At 63.5% G+C, this 14,850-nt stretch carries 14 protein-coding genes; 12 read left to right on the top strand and 2 right to left on the bottom strand.

Features of this window, described 5'->3' with window-relative positions; translation table 11 throughout:
* The first annotated feature begins 1 nt into the window (after window position 1).
* Window positions 2-520 carry a sigma D regulator gene (rsd, locus tag Q0602_RS04475; protein WP_298839535.1) on the top strand — a complete coding sequence of 173 codons (519 nt, stop codon included), beginning with the start codon at window positions 2-4 and terminating at the stop codon, window positions 518-520.
* Window positions 521-618: 98 nt separating this feature from the next.
* Here rsd and Q0602_RS04470 read toward each other — a convergent pair whose 3' ends face one another.
* Window positions 619-1,287 carry an HAD family phosphatase gene (locus tag Q0602_RS04470; RefSeq protein ID WP_298839532.1) on the bottom strand — a complete coding sequence of 223 codons (669 nt, stop codon included), beginning with the start codon at window positions 1,285-1,287 and terminating at the stop codon, window positions 619-621.
* A gap of 297 nt (window positions 1,288-1,584) precedes the next feature.
* On the opposite strand from Q0602_RS04470, the gene Q0602_RS04465 reads away from it, so the two are divergent.
* Window positions 1,585-2,085: an RNA pyrophosphohydrolase gene (locus tag Q0602_RS04465; RefSeq protein ID WP_295038609.1), complete on the top strand. Its 501-nt coding sequence runs from the start codon at window positions 1,585-1,587 to the stop codon at window positions 2,083-2,085.
* A 129-nt stretch (window positions 2,086-2,214) separates the two neighbouring features.
* Window positions 2,215-4,476, top strand: coding sequence for a phosphoenolpyruvate--protein phosphotransferase (gene ptsP / locus Q0602_RS04460; protein WP_298839529.1), 2,262 nt, complete (start codon window positions 2,215-2,217; stop codon window positions 4,474-4,476).
* Here ptsP and Q0602_RS04455 read toward each other — a convergent pair.
* The gene (locus Q0602_RS04455; protein ID WP_298839526.1) at window positions 4,467-5,240 is read right to left on the bottom strand and encodes an NRDE family protein; all 774 of its coding nucleotides are present in this window, start codon (window positions 5,238-5,240) and stop codon (window positions 4,467-4,469) included. The two genes, ptsP and Q0602_RS04455, sit on opposite strands and share 10 nt — an antisense overlap.
* A gap of 233 nt (window positions 5,241-5,473) precedes the next feature.
* Here Q0602_RS04455 and Q0602_RS04450 point away from each other — a divergent pair, with 233 nt between their 5' ends.
* The 9 genes from Q0602_RS04450 to Q0602_RS04410 all read left to right on the top strand — a co-directional run bounded on the left by Q0602_RS04450 (window position 5,474) and on the right by Q0602_RS04410 (window position 14,849).
* The gene (locus tag Q0602_RS04450; protein WP_298839523.1) at window positions 5,474-6,265 is read left to right on the top strand and encodes a sulfite exporter TauE/SafE family protein; all 792 of its coding nucleotides are present in this window, start codon (window positions 5,474-5,476) and stop codon (window positions 6,263-6,265) included.
* A 203-nt stretch (window positions 6,266-6,468) separates the two neighbouring features.
* Window positions 6,469-7,275 carry a prolipoprotein diacylglyceryl transferase gene (gene lgt, locus Q0602_RS04445; protein WP_298839520.1) on the top strand — a complete coding sequence of 269 codons (807 nt, stop codon included), beginning with the start codon at window positions 6,469-6,471 and terminating at the stop codon, window positions 7,273-7,275.
* A 112-nt stretch (window positions 7,276-7,387) separates the two neighbouring features.
* The gene (locus Q0602_RS04440) at window positions 7,388-8,182 is read left to right on the top strand and encodes a thymidylate synthase (protein ID WP_298839517.1); all 795 of its coding nucleotides are present in this window, start codon (window positions 7,388-7,390) and stop codon (window positions 8,180-8,182) included.
* Window positions 8,179-8,724: a dihydrofolate reductase gene (locus tag Q0602_RS04435; RefSeq protein WP_298839514.1), complete on the top strand. Its 546-nt coding sequence runs from the start codon at window positions 8,179-8,181 to the stop codon at window positions 8,722-8,724. The genes Q0602_RS04440 and Q0602_RS04435 overlap by 4 nt, the downstream gene beginning before the upstream one ends.
* Before the next feature lie 103 nt (window positions 8,725-8,827).
* A complete protein-coding gene (locus Q0602_RS04430) occupies window positions 8,828-9,754 on the top strand; it encodes a ProQ/FINO family protein (RefSeq protein ID WP_298839511.1) in 927 nt (308 codons plus the stop codon).
* A 415-nt stretch (window positions 9,755-10,169) separates the two neighbouring features.
* Window positions 10,170-11,294, top strand: coding sequence for a porin (locus Q0602_RS04425; protein ID WP_298839508.1), 1,125 nt, complete (start codon window positions 10,170-10,172; stop codon window positions 11,292-11,294).
* 333 nt (window positions 11,295-11,627) lie between these two features.
* Window positions 11,628-12,740, top strand: a complete 1,113-nt coding sequence (locus tag Q0602_RS04420) for an extracellular solute-binding protein (protein WP_295039918.1) — start codon at window positions 11,628-11,630, stop codon at window positions 12,738-12,740.
* 98 nt (window positions 12,741-12,838) lie between these two features.
* Window positions 12,839-13,981 (top strand): ABC transporter ATP-binding protein, encoded by a 1,143-nt coding sequence (locus tag Q0602_RS04415; RefSeq protein WP_298839504.1) that lies wholly within the window; start codon window positions 12,839-12,841, stop codon window positions 13,979-13,981.
* Window positions 13,962-14,849: an ABC transporter permease gene (locus Q0602_RS04410; protein WP_298839501.1), complete on the top strand. Its 888-nt coding sequence runs from the start codon at window positions 13,962-13,964 to the stop codon at window positions 14,847-14,849. Before Q0602_RS04415 ends, Q0602_RS04410 begins: the two co-directional genes overlap by 20 nt.
* Window position 14,850: the final 1 nt, after the last annotated feature.

Raw genomic sequence — 14,850 nt, 5'->3', positions numbered from 1 at the left:
CATGCTGGAAGATTGCAAGACAGCTCGGGAGCGATGGGGCGGGGTACACGCGCTGATCGATCGATGGCTGGATCAGCGCTACGACATGCTCGTGACGCTGGTCGATCTCCGTGAGTTCTGCGATGCCGATCTTTCGGCGGTGCCCAAGGCGCGAATCGACGCTTTCAGCGAAGCGCTGATGGACTACATCAGCGCCGGCCATTTCGAGATCTATCCGCAGCTGCGAGAGGAAGCCAAGGCCTTCGACGACCAGGAGGCGCTGGCGGTGGCCGACAGGCTCCTGGCTCGCGTCGACGCCTCTACGCAGCTGGTGCTCGATTTCGACAGTGAGTACGCGACCCCGTCACGCTGTCAGCGCTATACCGACCGGCTGCCGGGCTGGCTGGAGAAACTGGGCGCCACCATGACCGAACGCTTCGATCTCGAGGATCAGTTGATCGGCCGGCTGCATGCGGTGCACGCGCCTTCGTCCACCGAGGCGGCGGCTGCGCGAGACGGCCAATCCCTGCGGACGGAGTGAGTACCGCTTTCCCCCGGTGCCGTTTCCTTGTTTCGATCCCGCGACGCCCTGGTTCCCGCCAGGGCGTCACGGCCTGGTCCGGTCCGCCCGCGGCAAGGCTACGCCGATGGCGCTCGCAAGGAGAGTACGCGCCAGCCTCGCTCCCGGGCCAGTTTCTCGAGCTCCTCGTCGGGGTCGACGGCCACCGGCGTGGCGACTTCCTCGAGCAGGTATCGATCGTTGATCGAGTCGCTGTAGAACCAGGCGTCGTCCAGCGCCAGGGTGGGGTGTTCCTCCAGCCACTCTCTGACCCGCGTGACCTTGCCTTCACGGTAGCTGGGGACACCCTCCACGCGGCCGGTGTAGCGCCCATTTTCCCGCTCCGCCTCGATCGCGATGAGATCGTCGACACCGAGGCGCCGGGCGATGGGGCCGGTGATGAACCGGTTGGTCGCGGTCACGATCAGCAGGAAATCGCCTCGCTGGCGGTGCCACGCCAGTAGCTCCTCGCCCTGTGGCAGAACATGCGGCTCGATCTTGCAGGCCATGAATTGCTGGTGCCAGGCGTTGAGCTGCTCTTCGCTATGCTCGGACAGCGGCTTCAGCGCCATCGAGAGATAGGCCATGATGTCCAGCTCGCCGGCCCGATAGTCGCGCAGATACTGGTCATTGGCACGCCGGTAGGCTTCGCCATCCACCGCGCCCTGTTCCACCATGAATTCGCCCCAGGCGTGGTCGCTGTCACAACTCAGCAGGGTGTTGTCGAGATCGAAGATGGCCAGACTCAAGGTTGGCTCCTGTCCTGTGTCGTTCGTGTGTCGTTCGGGGCAACGACGTTGCCGTTCGAATCGCGGGTGCGGGTGCCCGGCAGTATCGCAAACTCCCGCCGCTTTGCCCACGCCGGCGGTGGCGCCCATGGCGGTTGCCGGGCGATAACTCCTTGTCGTCAAAGGCGTGGGCGCAAGAGCCGTTCGAGGGGTGTCTTGACGCCGGGGTTTTGGCGCCGGTTGGCTTAAGGCGTATTGATGCCCTTTCTCGCTTTGTGGAAGAATGATCCCAACGACGATTGAGCTAAGGTGAACGCTGTGATAGACGCCGATGGCTTTCGGCCGAACGTTGGCATCATCATCGCCAACTGTGATGGCCAACTGCTTTGGGCGCGTCGGGCGGGTCAGGAAGCGTGGCAGTTTCCGCAGGGAGGCATCAAGGCTTGCGAGACGCCACATCAGGCACTCTTCCGGGAACTCGAGGAGGAAATCGGGCTGACGTCCAAGGATGTCGATGTGGTCGCCTGTACGCGTGGCTGGCTGCGCTACCGTCTCCCCCGGCGCATGGTCCGAACGCATTCGAAACCGATCTGTATCGGTCAGAAGCAGAAGTGGTTTTTGCTGAAAATTCGCTGTCACGACAGTCAGGTCTGCGTGGACAGCACGCCCAAGCCGGAATTCGATGGCTGGCGATGGGTGAGTTACTGGTATCCTCTCGGGCAGGTCGTGTCCTTCAAGCGCGAGGTCTACCGGCGCGCGCTGCGGGAACTGGCGCCCGAATTCCATCGACTCTCTCTGGAGGAAATGGCCAGGCTTTGAGGCCGGCAGCACGATTCACGGCTGAGTGACTCCCCCTGATGGCGACGACTGTCGCATGGCATTCAGGGGTGGCGTCTTACCGGCCATTGATGCCACGACGAGGATCTCCTCGCCCACAAGAAAAGGCTCATGCTCGATACCCTTCGCCGCATCGTTCAGGAAGTCAACGGCGCACGTAGCCTGGATGCCGCGCTGGCCACCATGGTGCGCCGAATCCGGAAGGCGATGCGTACTGACGTCTGCTCCATCTACCTGTTCGACCGCGAACGCGATCGACTGGTGCTGATGGACACGATCGGCCTGCGCACCCAGGCCGTGGGTGTCGTGACCCTGCGCCTGGGAGAGGGGCTGGTCGGGCTGGTCGGGCAGCGCGAAGAGGCGCTGAATCTGGAAGACGCGCCGTCCCATCCGCAGTTCCGCTACTTCGCCGAGACGGGAGAGGAGCGTTTCTCGAGCTTCCTCGGCGTGCCGATCATCCATCAGCGGCGGATGCTCGGGGTCCTCGTCGTCCAGCAACAGGAGAAGCGGCGTTTCGACGAGGGCGACGAGGCGTTCCTGGTCACGATGGCGGCACAACTGGCGGGCGTTCTGGCCCATGCGCTGGTATCGGGGACGCTCAGTCGGCCCACGGGGCCCGACGGACAGGCGATGTTTTCCGGCGTGGCGGCGTCGCCGGGAATGGCGATCGGCGAGATCGTGGTGATCGCCCCGCCTGCCGACCTGGATAGCGTGCCGGACCTGATTCCGACCGATCCGGATGCCGAGGTGGTCCGCCTCCATGCCGCGCTCGCCCATGTGCGGGAGGATATCCGCAAGGCGGGAGCCCGCCTGGCCAGCCGAATCTCTACCCAGGAGCTCGCGCTCTTCGACGTCTACCAGCAGATGCTGGGAGATGCCGCGCTGGGCAACGAGGTGGAGAAGCGGATCCGGGAGGGGCAGTGGGCACCGGGAGCGCTGGCCGATGTGGTGCGTCGCCATACGCAGTATCTGGAGCGGGTGGATGACGGCTATCTGCGCGAGCGGGCGGCCGATATCCGGGATCTGGGCCGCCGGGTGCTGGCCCACCTGCAGGAAGGCAACGAGCGGACCCCCTCGACCTATCCCGACAACGCCATTCTGGTCGGCGACGAGATCAGCGCGGCGACGCTGGGCGAACTGCCCAGGAAGCGCCTGGCGGCGCTGGTCTCGATTCGTGGCTCCAGCAACTCCCACGTCGCCATCCTGGCCCGCGCCATGGGCATCCCCACCGTGCTGGGCATGGTCGACCTGCCGCTGCCGAGGATCAACGGGGCCAAGGCGATCCTCGATGGCCATCGGGGGCGGCTGTTCGTGCGGCCCGATGCCCAACTGGCCAAGCGCTACGAACGCCTGATCAAGGAGGAGCAGGCGCTGGCGGAAGTGCTGGAGCACGAGCAGCACCTGCCCAGCGAGACCTCCGACGGTCACGTCATGCCGCTCATGGTCAATACCGGGTTGGCGGTGGATGCCGTCGCCCAGCTCAAGCCGCGTGTCAGCGGGGTGGGGCTCTACCGGACGGAAGTCCCGTTCATGATGAACGAGCGCTTCCCCAGCGAGCAGGAGCAGACCCGGCTCTATCACGAGCAACTGGCCAGTTTTGCCCCGCTTCCCGTGGTCATGCGCACACTCGACATCGGTGGCGACAAGGACCTGCCGTATTTTCCGATCAACGAGGCCAACCCGTTTCTCGGCTGGCGTGGCATCCGCGTCACGCTGGACCATCCGGAAGTGCTGATGGTCCAGATGCGCGCCATGCTGATGGCATCGCGAGAGCTGGACAATCTGCGCATCCTGTTGCCGATGATCACCAGCGTGGACGAGGTCGATACCGCGCTACGCCTGCTGGCGCGCGCTCGCGAGGAGCTTGCCGAGGAGGGCATCGAGGTCGCCTCGCCCAAGGTCGGGGTGATGATCGAGGTGCCCGCGACACTCTACCAGCTGGCTGCGCTGGCGGACCGGGTCGACTTCTTCTCGGTGGGAAGCAACGACCTGACCCAGTATCTGCTCGCGGTGGACCGCAACAACGCGAGGGTGGCCGGGCTCTACGATGCCTGTCACCCGGCTGTGCTCAACGCCCTGTCGCGTCTTGCGCAGGAGAGCCGGCAACTGCAGATTCCCGCTTCTGTCTGCGGTGAGCTGGCCGGGGATCCCGCCGGGGCACTGCTGCTGATGGGCATGGGCTTCGATGCGCTGTCGATGAATGCGCCCAGCCTGCCAAGGGTGCGGGCCGCGATCCGGCGCGTCAGTATCGGCGATGCTCGCGCGCTGGTGTCGGAGACACTGTCGCTACCGACCACGGCGGTGGTCAGGGCGCACCTTCGTCAGCGTCTGACCGACTGGCAGATTGGCCACCTGCTGCCGCCTCAGGACTGAGCCATCGTGGGCACCGCCAGGCGTGTCGCCTCGCCGATCGGCGCACCGCCCGCCGCGAAGCGCTGCTCCTCCAATGTCGTTTCCGCCGTCGAGACCGAGACCAGCGTCGTGGCTCGCGTCCCGTACTCCTGTCCTTCGATGAACGCCGCCGAGAGCCGGCGCTCGAGGTCCCGGCCAACCCCGGTGTGGGGGAGCTCGTCGAGCGATGCCTGGCGCGTATCGCCCATGGCCGAGCGCATGCCGACCCGCCAATCCCTCGTCGTCAGCGCCTGTCGCAGCGCCTCCCGAGCCTGAACGACCTTGGGCCAGGGCGTATCGAGACCGGCATTGGACAAGCCGTGCAGACCGGGCGACACGAGCCGCCAATGGGTCTCATGGCGACTGTGATGAAGCGTCCACATCCGGGTATCCGACATCACCAGCAGATTGAATCCGGCGTAGGGAGCGGCGCCATCCGATGCCAGCGTCTCCAGCCACACCGCCGGATCGTCGACCTCGAGAGCCTGGCGCACGAGTTCGCCGCGGCTGGGGGCGCCGTCGGGCGTTGGCGCCTGCTCCTCCCTGACGTTGGTCAGGGCGGCCACCCTCGTGGGCGTCGCTGCCAGCCAGGTTCCCCCGCCAACCAGGTCCCGGCCGCCGATCAGGCTGCTGTCGGGCCAGCGATGCAGCGCTTCGGCCGGGCGGGCGTGGAACTCGTCGCGATTGGCGGCGAGGCGCAGTCTCACCGCTGCCTGGGGCTGCCAATCGAACACGATCAAGCACATGGGGTGATCTCCAGCGAGAGGGCGATGGGGGGATGTCGGGGCGCCGCCATGACACGGCCCCGTCGGCAGCGTACCATAAGCGCGCTAGCGACCCGTGCCAGCTCTCCGCTCCGTTGCCTCGTGTCTTACAGGACCCGTCACATGCCCACATCCCTCTCGTCCTCCATCGCCAGGCCGGCGGCAGGCGTTCTTGCTCCCTCGACACCGGTGTCCGTCAGGCGAGGAGGCGTCCGATGCTGACGGCTATCGCGATCTATCTCCTGGTCGGCGCCGCTGCGGGTCTGATGGCGGGCGTGTTCGGTATTGGCGGGGGCATCGTCATCGTCCCCGCGCTGGTATTCACCTTTCTCGCCCAGGGGGTCGATCCCGCAGTCGTCGCACATCTGGCGGTAGGGACGTCGCTGGCGACCATCGTGGTCACCGGTGCCTCTTCCGCCTGGGGGCACTGGCGGCGGGGCAGCGTGAGGCAGGACTGGCTTCGGCTGATGATGCCGGGATTGCTGATGGGTGGGGTTCTCGGCGTGCTGCTTGCCTCGGTACTGCCCGGTCATGCGCTGACGCGTCTGTTCGGGATTTTTGCGGTGGTGATGGCGCTGAAAATGCTGCTGACTCGCCCGCCCGCGACCCTGGGGCGGGAGCCGCGACGCTGGCCGATGACCTCGGCCGGGGCATTGATCGGCGGCGTCTCGACGCTGTTCGGCGTCGGCGGCGGGGTCATGTCGGTGCCGTGGCTGTCGCGTTTCACCAGCCGGATGACGGAAGCGGTGGGAACCTCGTCGGCCATCGGCCTGCCGATTGCGTTGATCGGCACCGCGACCAATGTCGTCGTGGGGTGGGGCGAGATGACCCTGCCGACGGGGGCGACCGGCTATGTGATGTGGCCGGCTTTTCTCGGCCTGATGGTGACCAGTGTTCCGATGGCCCGGGTCGGCGTCAAGGTCGCCCATGCATTGCCTGCCAGGACGCTGCGACGTATCTTTGCCCTCCTGCTGATCGTAGTAGGGATCAAGCTGATGATCGGCTAAGGAAACACTGCATAAATGTCTGCGCAGGTGAATCGGCTTCGTTGCGCGGTGCTGGAGCGCCAGCCCGGCCGGAATCCTCACATATAACCCATAGGCTCCGGTTCCTGCGCCCCGTGCGCCTTGCGCCGGAGTGCCGCCCACGTCATCCTGCTCGCCGATTTATTCAGCGTTTCCCTTAACTCTTTCGTAGCCAAGGAGAAAGCATGCTGGCTTACCCCGAGATCGACCCGGTGGCCGTTTCGTTGGGCCCGCTCAAGGTGCACTGGTATGGGCTGATGTATGTCGTCGGCTTCGTGGGGGCCTGGTGGCTGGGGCGCCTGCGTGCCGACCGCCTGGGGCTCAAGCGCGACGACATCGGCGACATGCTGTTCTACGGGGCGCTCGGGGTGGTGCTCGGCGGCCGTATCGGCTATGCGCTGTTCTATGGTCTCGACCGGTTCGTGGACAACCCGCTGTGGATATTCCAGGTCTGGGACGGCGGCATGAGTTTCCATGGAGGGCTGTTGGGGGTGCTGCTGGCCACCTTGCTGTTCGCGCGCAAGCACGGCCTGGCGTTCTTCCAGCTCACGGATTTCATCGCGCCGCTGGTACCGATCGGCCTGGGGGCGGGGCGCATCGGGAATTTCATCAATCATGAACTGCCCGGCCGCGTGACGGACGTCCCCTGGGCGCTGGTCTTCCCGGGAATGGGAGGGCAGGGGCGCCATCCCTCCTCGCTCTACCAGTTCTTTCTCGAGGGTGTGGTGCTGTTCGGCGTGCTGTGGATGGCGTCCCTGACCCCGCGCCGACGAGGCTTCGTCTCGGGGCTCTTCCTGATCTGCTACGGCGCGTTTCGGTTCCTGTCGGAGTTCTTCCGCCGCCCGGATCCGCAACTGGGGTTCATCGCCTTCGACTGGCTGACCATGGGGCAGCTGCTGTCACTGCCGATGGTCATCGCTGGTGTCGCGCTGATCGCCTGGTCGCGTCACAATGAGGTGGACGACGCCCGCCCGGGGCAGCCCGCGCGCTGAGCGAGCGTCGTCGAGTGGTTGGCCGCCGAGGTTTCAAGCGGCCTTGAAATCGAGAGTGTTTCGATGGGCTCGTCGCCTGCGCCGAGCCTGTCACTGGTAAAGGAGCGTGCCCATGCGGCCTTATCTCGACTTGATGCAGCGCGTGCTGGATAGCGGCGTTGAAAAAGCCGATCGGACCGGCGTCGGGACGCTTAGCGTGTTCGGCCACCAGATGCGCTTCGATCTGGGTGAAGGATTCCCCCTGGTAACCACCAAGAAGCTCCATCTGCGCTCGATCATCCATGAGCTGCTGTGGTTTCTCCGGGGCGATACCAATGTCGCCTACCTGCACGAGCACAACGTCTCGATCTGGGACGAGTGGGCGGATGCCGACGGCGATCTCGGCCCCGTCTACGGCTACCAGTGGCGAAGCTGGCCGACCCCCGACGGCGGGCATATCGACCAGATCGCCAGGCTGGTCGAGCAGATACGCCGCAACCCGGACTCCCGCCGACATATCGTCTCGGCCTGGAACCCCGCGCTGGTCGATGAAATGGCACTGCCGCCTTGCCATGCGCTGTTCCAGTTCTACGTCGCCAACGGCGCGCTCTCCTGCCAGCTCTACCAGCGCAGTGCCGATATCTTCCTGGGCGTGCCGTTCAACATCGCCAGCTACGCGCTGCTGACGCACATGATCGCCCAGGTCTGCGGGCTCCAGCCCGGCGAGTTCGTGCATACCTTGGGCGACGCCCATCTCTATCTCAATCACCTCGATCAGGCCCGGCTGCAGCTCTCGCGTGAACCGTTGGCGCTGCCGACCCTGAAGCTGAATCCGTCGATCGATGATCTTTTCGATTTCCGCTTCGAGGATATCGCCATCGAGGGATACGAATCCCATCCTTCCATCAAGGCGCCCATTGCCGTATGAGTGACCTGACATCGCCAATGAAGCCGGAAACGCCGATCGCCATGATCGCGGCGCTGTCCCGCAATCGCGTCATCGGCGTGGGCAATCGGTTGCCCTGGTACTTGCCGGAGGATCTCAAGCGATTCAAGTCGCTCACGCTTGGCAAGCCGCTGGTCATGGGGCGCAAGACGTTCGAGTCGATCGGTCGACCGCTGCCTGGGCGCCTGAATATCGTGATCACCCGCGACCGGCACTATCATCGCGAGGGAGTCAGGGTGTGCCACTCCCTGGACGAGGCGCTGCAACTTGCCGATCATCAAGCGGTGATCGACGATGCGGCCGAGATCATGGTGATGGGCGGTGGAGAGATCTATCGCCAGGCGCTGCCCGTCGCCGACAGGCTCCAGCTTACCGAGGTGGACGTCGAGATCGAAGGGGACGCATTCTTCCCCGACTTCCTGAACGGGGAGTGGCAGGAGGTGGAGCGTTCCGTGATGCCGCCGCAGCCAGGTCAGCCGGACTATGCTTTCGTCCAATACCGTCGGGCGGCCGGTTCTGGCTGAGTCTCGGCAGGGCCATACGGTCAGGAGGGATCGAGTGCCACTCGTCAGGATGCGCGATGGCATGTCCCTACGTAGATTGAGAGGACTTGAGAGGAGTTGTGCCGTGTTGACGGATCGAACACAGGCGCTCCTGGCTGCCATCGAGCACCAGGTCGAAGCGGGCCAAGCCGCTTTGGAAGCCGAGAAAGAGCGGTGCAAGGCCTTGGAGGCTGAGAATCGAGCCCTCAAGGAGCGCCTGCTGGCGCTGGCCGAACTGGACCCCATGGTGGTCAAGGGGCAGGATCACAGCGAAGATCCGGACGGCGGTACGCGCGCCCGTGGCCTGGGCAATCTGGCATTTCGGCGGCCGCGGTCGAAACCGGGTGATGACGCTGGCACTAGAGCGGGTCGTCACGCTCCGGTCTCCCCGCTGCAGCGGCTGACGTCTTCGCCTTCCCATGAAAGGGCGTTTTCCGAGACCGATCGCCATGTGGATGTCGCGCGTGCCGAACCGGTAAATACCGCGCCACCTGACGCTGAACCCGAATCAAGCCCCTCTCGAACGCCTTCCGATGTCCCCCTGAAGCCTTCCGCTGCGGAACCGGCGTCTGCCAATGTTGAGTCGCCGCCGCAGAACTCACTGGCATTCGGCGCCGAGCACGAAGTGCCGTCGCCCCATGCACTGCTCGCCCAGTGGTACAAGCGCTACCCCAAGGCCTTCTTCAAGGGGCATACGCGGCCGCTGAAAACCGGCATTCACCTCGATCTCTGCGAGGTCGAACCCTGGCCCGAGAAGTTGGTCCGTCGGGCATTGGCCTGCTATGTGCACCTGCCGCGCTACCTGAAATCGGTCCGGGAAGGAGCGAATCGGGTGGATCTGGCGGGGGAAGACAGCGAGGTGGTGACCGCCGAGGAGGCCAAGCACGCCAAGCGGCAGCTGGAAGCGTTGCAGAAGAAGCAGAAAGCTCGCGAAACACAGCAGCGATCGGAAAAGCTGGACCGCAAGATCGGGGCGTTGCTGGCCAAGCATGGTCAACGCCCGCAGGAGTGACACGGGGCGAGCCCTGGGCGGTTGAACTGAATTGAACTTTGGTCTCGATGGGCGTGCGAGGCAGGAAGGGAGAGAAGTGTTTGCCCCTGCCTCCTTGCCTTGACAGGGCATGTCATGAGACTGTCACGGCCCGTGGCTAGGCTGCCGGCAGCCGGTTTGTGCCGACGATGCCACGAATCCCGGCAGTAAAAAGAAGCAGAACCGGTGGGAATCGCAGGGAACGAAAACAGTGTTTTTTTCTTGTTGCGTTCCTCTAACGTCCGGTATAAGGTTTCCGGGCGAGCATTGGACAATAACAAGGCTTCCAAGTTCCGCAGCCGTCATTCGTTCGCGTGACGAAGCTGGTTGAAGGTGCCGAAGCCGACTGCATCTGCAGACACGATCGAACAGTAAGCTAGTTAAGGAACCTATCGCGATGAAAAAGACGCTCTTAGCGACTGCTATTGCTGGTGCCCTGGGCGCCTCCGCCGCTGCCCAGGCAGCGACTGTCTACAACCAGGACGGCACGCAGCTCGACATCTACGGCAACATCCAGATTGCCTATAAGTCCATTGACAATGAGTATGGCAATACCGAGGACGAGGTATTCGATAACGGTTCGACCATCGGCTTCTCCGGTCAGCACATCATCAACCCGGGCCTGACCGGTTACTTCAAGGCCGAGTTCGAGCACCAGGCTGATGAAGAGAAGTCCAACGGCGGCATCAACGACGGTGATCAAGCTTACCTTGGCCTGAAAGGCAACTTCGGTGACGTCCGCCTGGGTTCCTGGGACCCGTTGATTGACGACTGGATTCAGGATCCGATCAGTAACAACGAATATTTCGACCTGACTGACTCCTCCGTTGACTTGGGCGGTCTGTACGGTGGTTCTTTGGCGGACGGCGTTGACGTCGACCGTGAAGGCGACAAGTTCCAGTACATGTCTCCGAGCTGGGGTGGCCTGCAGTTCGCCATCGGCACCCAGTACAAGGGTGACGCCGAGGAAGAATTCGGTGCTGATCACAGCGTTACTGGTGTTTCCAGCCAAGGCTCCAACGCTTCATTCTTCGGTGGTGCGAAGTACACTATTGGTAACTTCTCCCTCGCAGCTGTCTACGACGATCTTGACAACTACGGCCTGCATGCCGTCGATGAAGCAACTGGCGAGACGCTCGAGTATGAAGCCAAGGCCTATGGCCTGGGCGCTCAGTATGTCATCGGTACCTTGCGTCTAGCCGCCAAGGTCGAAAACACCGACGCGACTTACGCTGGTGATGATGGTGACATCATGCGCTACGCACTTGGTGCGCGATACGGCTACGCGCTGTCTGATAACTTTGCCGGTGACGTGTACGGCGCTTACCAGTACGTCGATGCTGACAGTGAAGTGGCACCGATCGTTGACAACGGTGGCAACGAAGACAGCTTCAACGAGTGGACTGTTGGTGCGACCTACAACATCTCTCCGGCTATGTACACCTTCGTCGAGTATGCTCAGTACGATCGTACTAATGACGAAGGCGACGGCGTTGCCGTCGGTGCAGTCTACAGCTTCTAAGCTGATCCCGATGCGAGTGGCCCAGCCACTCGCTCGAACGAAGCCGGCCCCCTCGGGGCCGGCTTTTTTATGCCTGATCGCCACGGGCTACGGGCTACGGGCTACGGGTTGCGAGTGCCGCTTGTCTTGTCGGCAAACGGCGCTCATCCTTTCGGCTCGCGGCTCGCGGCTTTCCTTGGTCTAGATGTCATTATGGTGACAGGCTGGTAATCTCTTGTTGAGCGAGCGTTCAATAATCGTCGAGCGTCACGCCGTCGTAACAGGTCTGTCGTATAACAACGTTTTCCACGCCTCTTCGTGACGGGTGGATCGACAAACAACAGGAGACCTTCGATGACCCTTTCCCGTCGTCGTTTCTTGCAGGGTGCCGCGGCTGCCGGCGCCGCCGCTTCGGTGCCGTTCTACATCAATCGTGCCCTGGCCCAGGATCAGGTCCTGCGCATCTACGCCTGGGCCGGCTATTTCACCGATGAGATGCTGTCGGATTTCACCGCGAAGACCGGTATCAAGGCGACCTTTACGCCCTATGGCACCAACGATGAACTGATGAACTCTCTGCGGGCCACCGACGGCTCGGGCTTCGACGTCATCATGCCGACCGTGGACCGGGTGCCCGGCTATCTGGACTATCAGTTGATCCAGCCGCTGGATACGTCGCGCATCCACTGGGATGGCTGTCTGGATACCGCCATGAAGGGGTCGGAAGTGGGTGGTGTGATCGATGACAAGCGCTACTTCGCCCCCTCCGACTGGGGCACCGAGGCGATCGCCTACAACACCCGCTATACCGATATCGACCGCTCGAAGCTCAGCTACGGTGATCTCTGGAATCCCGATATCGGCGAGGGGGTCACGGTCCGTGCGCACTCGGCGCTGATCGGCATCGGGCTGTGGCTGGAATCCCAGGGCAAGCTGCCGCGACCGTTGCTGGATTCGTTCAAGACCGAAGAGGCGATGCGCGCCAACTTCGACGTCATCTTGGCCGAAGCCGTCAAGCACAAGGACATGGTGATCCAGTTCTGGTCCACCGAGAACGAGGCCCAGGGCGCTTTCCGCACCAATGGCGCCCTGATTGGCCAGACCTGGGACAGCACCGCGTTTCGACTCCAGAGCGAGGGCGAGCCGATTGCCTACGGAGCGCCCAAGGAAGGGGCGCTAGCCTGGATGGAAGGTTTCGTCATTCCTCAGAACGCACAGAATGTCGACGCGGTCTACGAACTGATCAACTGGTACTACACCCCGGAAGCGGGGGCGATGTTCGTCAAGTCCACGGGCTACAACTCGACCGCCGTCGGCGCCGAGGAGCTGCTGCCGGAAGCGACGCGTCAGTTCTTCAAGGAGTCCTACACGCAGCAGGATCTGGACAATCTGTGGTGGTGGCCGGTGCAGGATCCCTGGTACGTCGCCTTGCGTAACGAGTATCAGGATCGATACCTGTCGGCATGAACGTCGTTTTTGGCAAGCGAAGACCTCGTGCCAACTGGCACGAGGTCCTGCCGGAATTCGACAGCTTCCCGGCTCGGATCCCACGCTAAGAGGACGTCATGGACGGTCGCGTAACCCTGAACCAAGTCGCGATGCGATTCGGCGATTTTACGGCGATTCAGCCGACCTCCCTGGAGATAGAGTCGGGAGAATTCTTCAGTTTTCTCGGCCCTTCCGGCTGTGGAAAGACCACGCTTTTGAACATGATCAGCGGGTTCCTCACTCCCAGCGAAGGCTCGGTCGCCATCGGCGGTGTCGACATGACTCGAGTGCCGGTCAATCGCCGGCCCACCGCGATGATCTTTCAAAATCTGGCGCTTTTTCCGCTGATGAGCGTCTACCGGAACATCGAATTCGGGCTGGAAGTCCGTGGCATCGACCGGAAACAGCGCCGGGACAAAGCTGACGAACTGCTGGATCTGGTGGCCCTCTCCGGTAGCGGCGACAAGCCGGTCGCCGAGCTGTCCGGAGGCCAGAAGCAGCGGATCGCGATCGCCCGTGCGCTGGCCGTGGAACCCCGCGTCCTGCTGCTGGACGAGCCACTGTCCGCCCTGGATCTCAAGTTGCGCCAGCACATGCGCACCGAGCTCAAGGCGATTCAGCGCAAGACGGGGATCACCTTCATCTATATCACCCACGACCAGGGCGAGGCATTGACCATGTCCGATCGGGTTGCCGTGATGTGCGATGGCCGCATCCAGCAGGTTGCCGATCCGATGACGCTGTATCGCCAGCCCCGGACCGATTTCGTGGCCGGCTTCGTGGGCGAGAACAACCGTTTCCCCGGGCGTGTCGCGGCCGTGGACGGCGGGATGGTGACGTTGGACGCGGGGCTGCCCGCGCCGTTGCGCGGACACGCCGACGCCGCCTCGCCGCTCGCGCCCGGCGACGAGGCCACGCTCTATGTGCGGCCGGAACAGTGGCGGGTAGGCAGTGCCGGCGATTCGTCGCTACGGTTCGGGGGCGTGGTTCAGGCCGAGCACTTCGAAGGCGCATGGCTGACGCTCGAGATCGCGCTGGACCAGGGCGGGACGGTGCGGGCGCACGTGCCGCAGGCGCTGGAGAGTGCCGGCATCGAGTCCCAGTTGGCGGTCGGCAGTCCCTGTCGGCTGGACTACTCGCCGCGTGGGGCGCTGGTCCTGCCGGGCGTCGAGCGGGGACGAGCTAACGAGGAGAGCGTCGATGTGGCGGCAACTGCGTAACCGCTTCGGACTGCCGCTGACCATGGCGATCGTCTCGCTGATGGGGATCTGGTTGATCGTGATGGTGCTGCTGCCGCAGTGGCAGATGATCGATTACTCGTTTCACCCGTCGCTGCTGCCGGCCGAACGTGGCGGGGCGAAGGACGTCTGGTCGCTGACCAACTACGCCACCTTCTTCCACAACGAGATTCATCTCGCGATCTTCTTCAAGACGATATGGTCCAGCGTCCTGGTGACGGCACTGACCCTGATCGTCAGCTATCCGCTGGCCTACTATCTGGCCAAGGTGGCGACACCGGGCCAGGCAGCCCTCTGCCTGCTGCTGTTGATCGTTCCGTTCTGGATCAACGAGATTCTCCGCACCTTTGCCTGGTACATCATCTTCGCGTTTCGGGGGCCGCTCAACGAGCTGCTGTTCGCGCTGGGTCTGATCGATCGGCCGATCCGCTTTCTCAACGGCGACACCGGCGTGTTGGTGGGGATGGTCTATGCCTACATTCTTTTCATGGTCTTCCCGCTCTATAACGCCATCGAGAGCCTCGATACCAACCAGATTCGAGCCGCGCGGGATCTTGGCGCCGGCTGGGGGCGAACCCACCGGCGTATCGTGATTCCGCACGCCAAGCCCGGCATCGCCACCGGATGCATCATGACGTTCATGCTGGCCGCGGGCAGTTACGCGGTGCCGGCGCTGCTGGGTTCGCCGGGAAGCCGCTGGTTCACGCAGATCATCTACAACTGGTTCTTCGAGGGCGGCGACTGGAATCAGGGGGCGGCCTATGCGTTCCTGCTGCTGGTGCTGTGTATCGTCTTCGTCACCGCCATCATGCGGATCTTCAAGGTCGGTCTCGGCGATATCGCCAAATAGG

It is taken from the genome of uncultured Salinicola sp. (genome assembly GCF_937921195.1).
Taxonomy (GTDB): domain Bacteria; phylum Pseudomonadota; class Gammaproteobacteria; order Pseudomonadales; family Halomonadaceae; genus Salinicola.
This window is presented reverse-complemented; position numbering and strand designations above follow the sequence as displayed.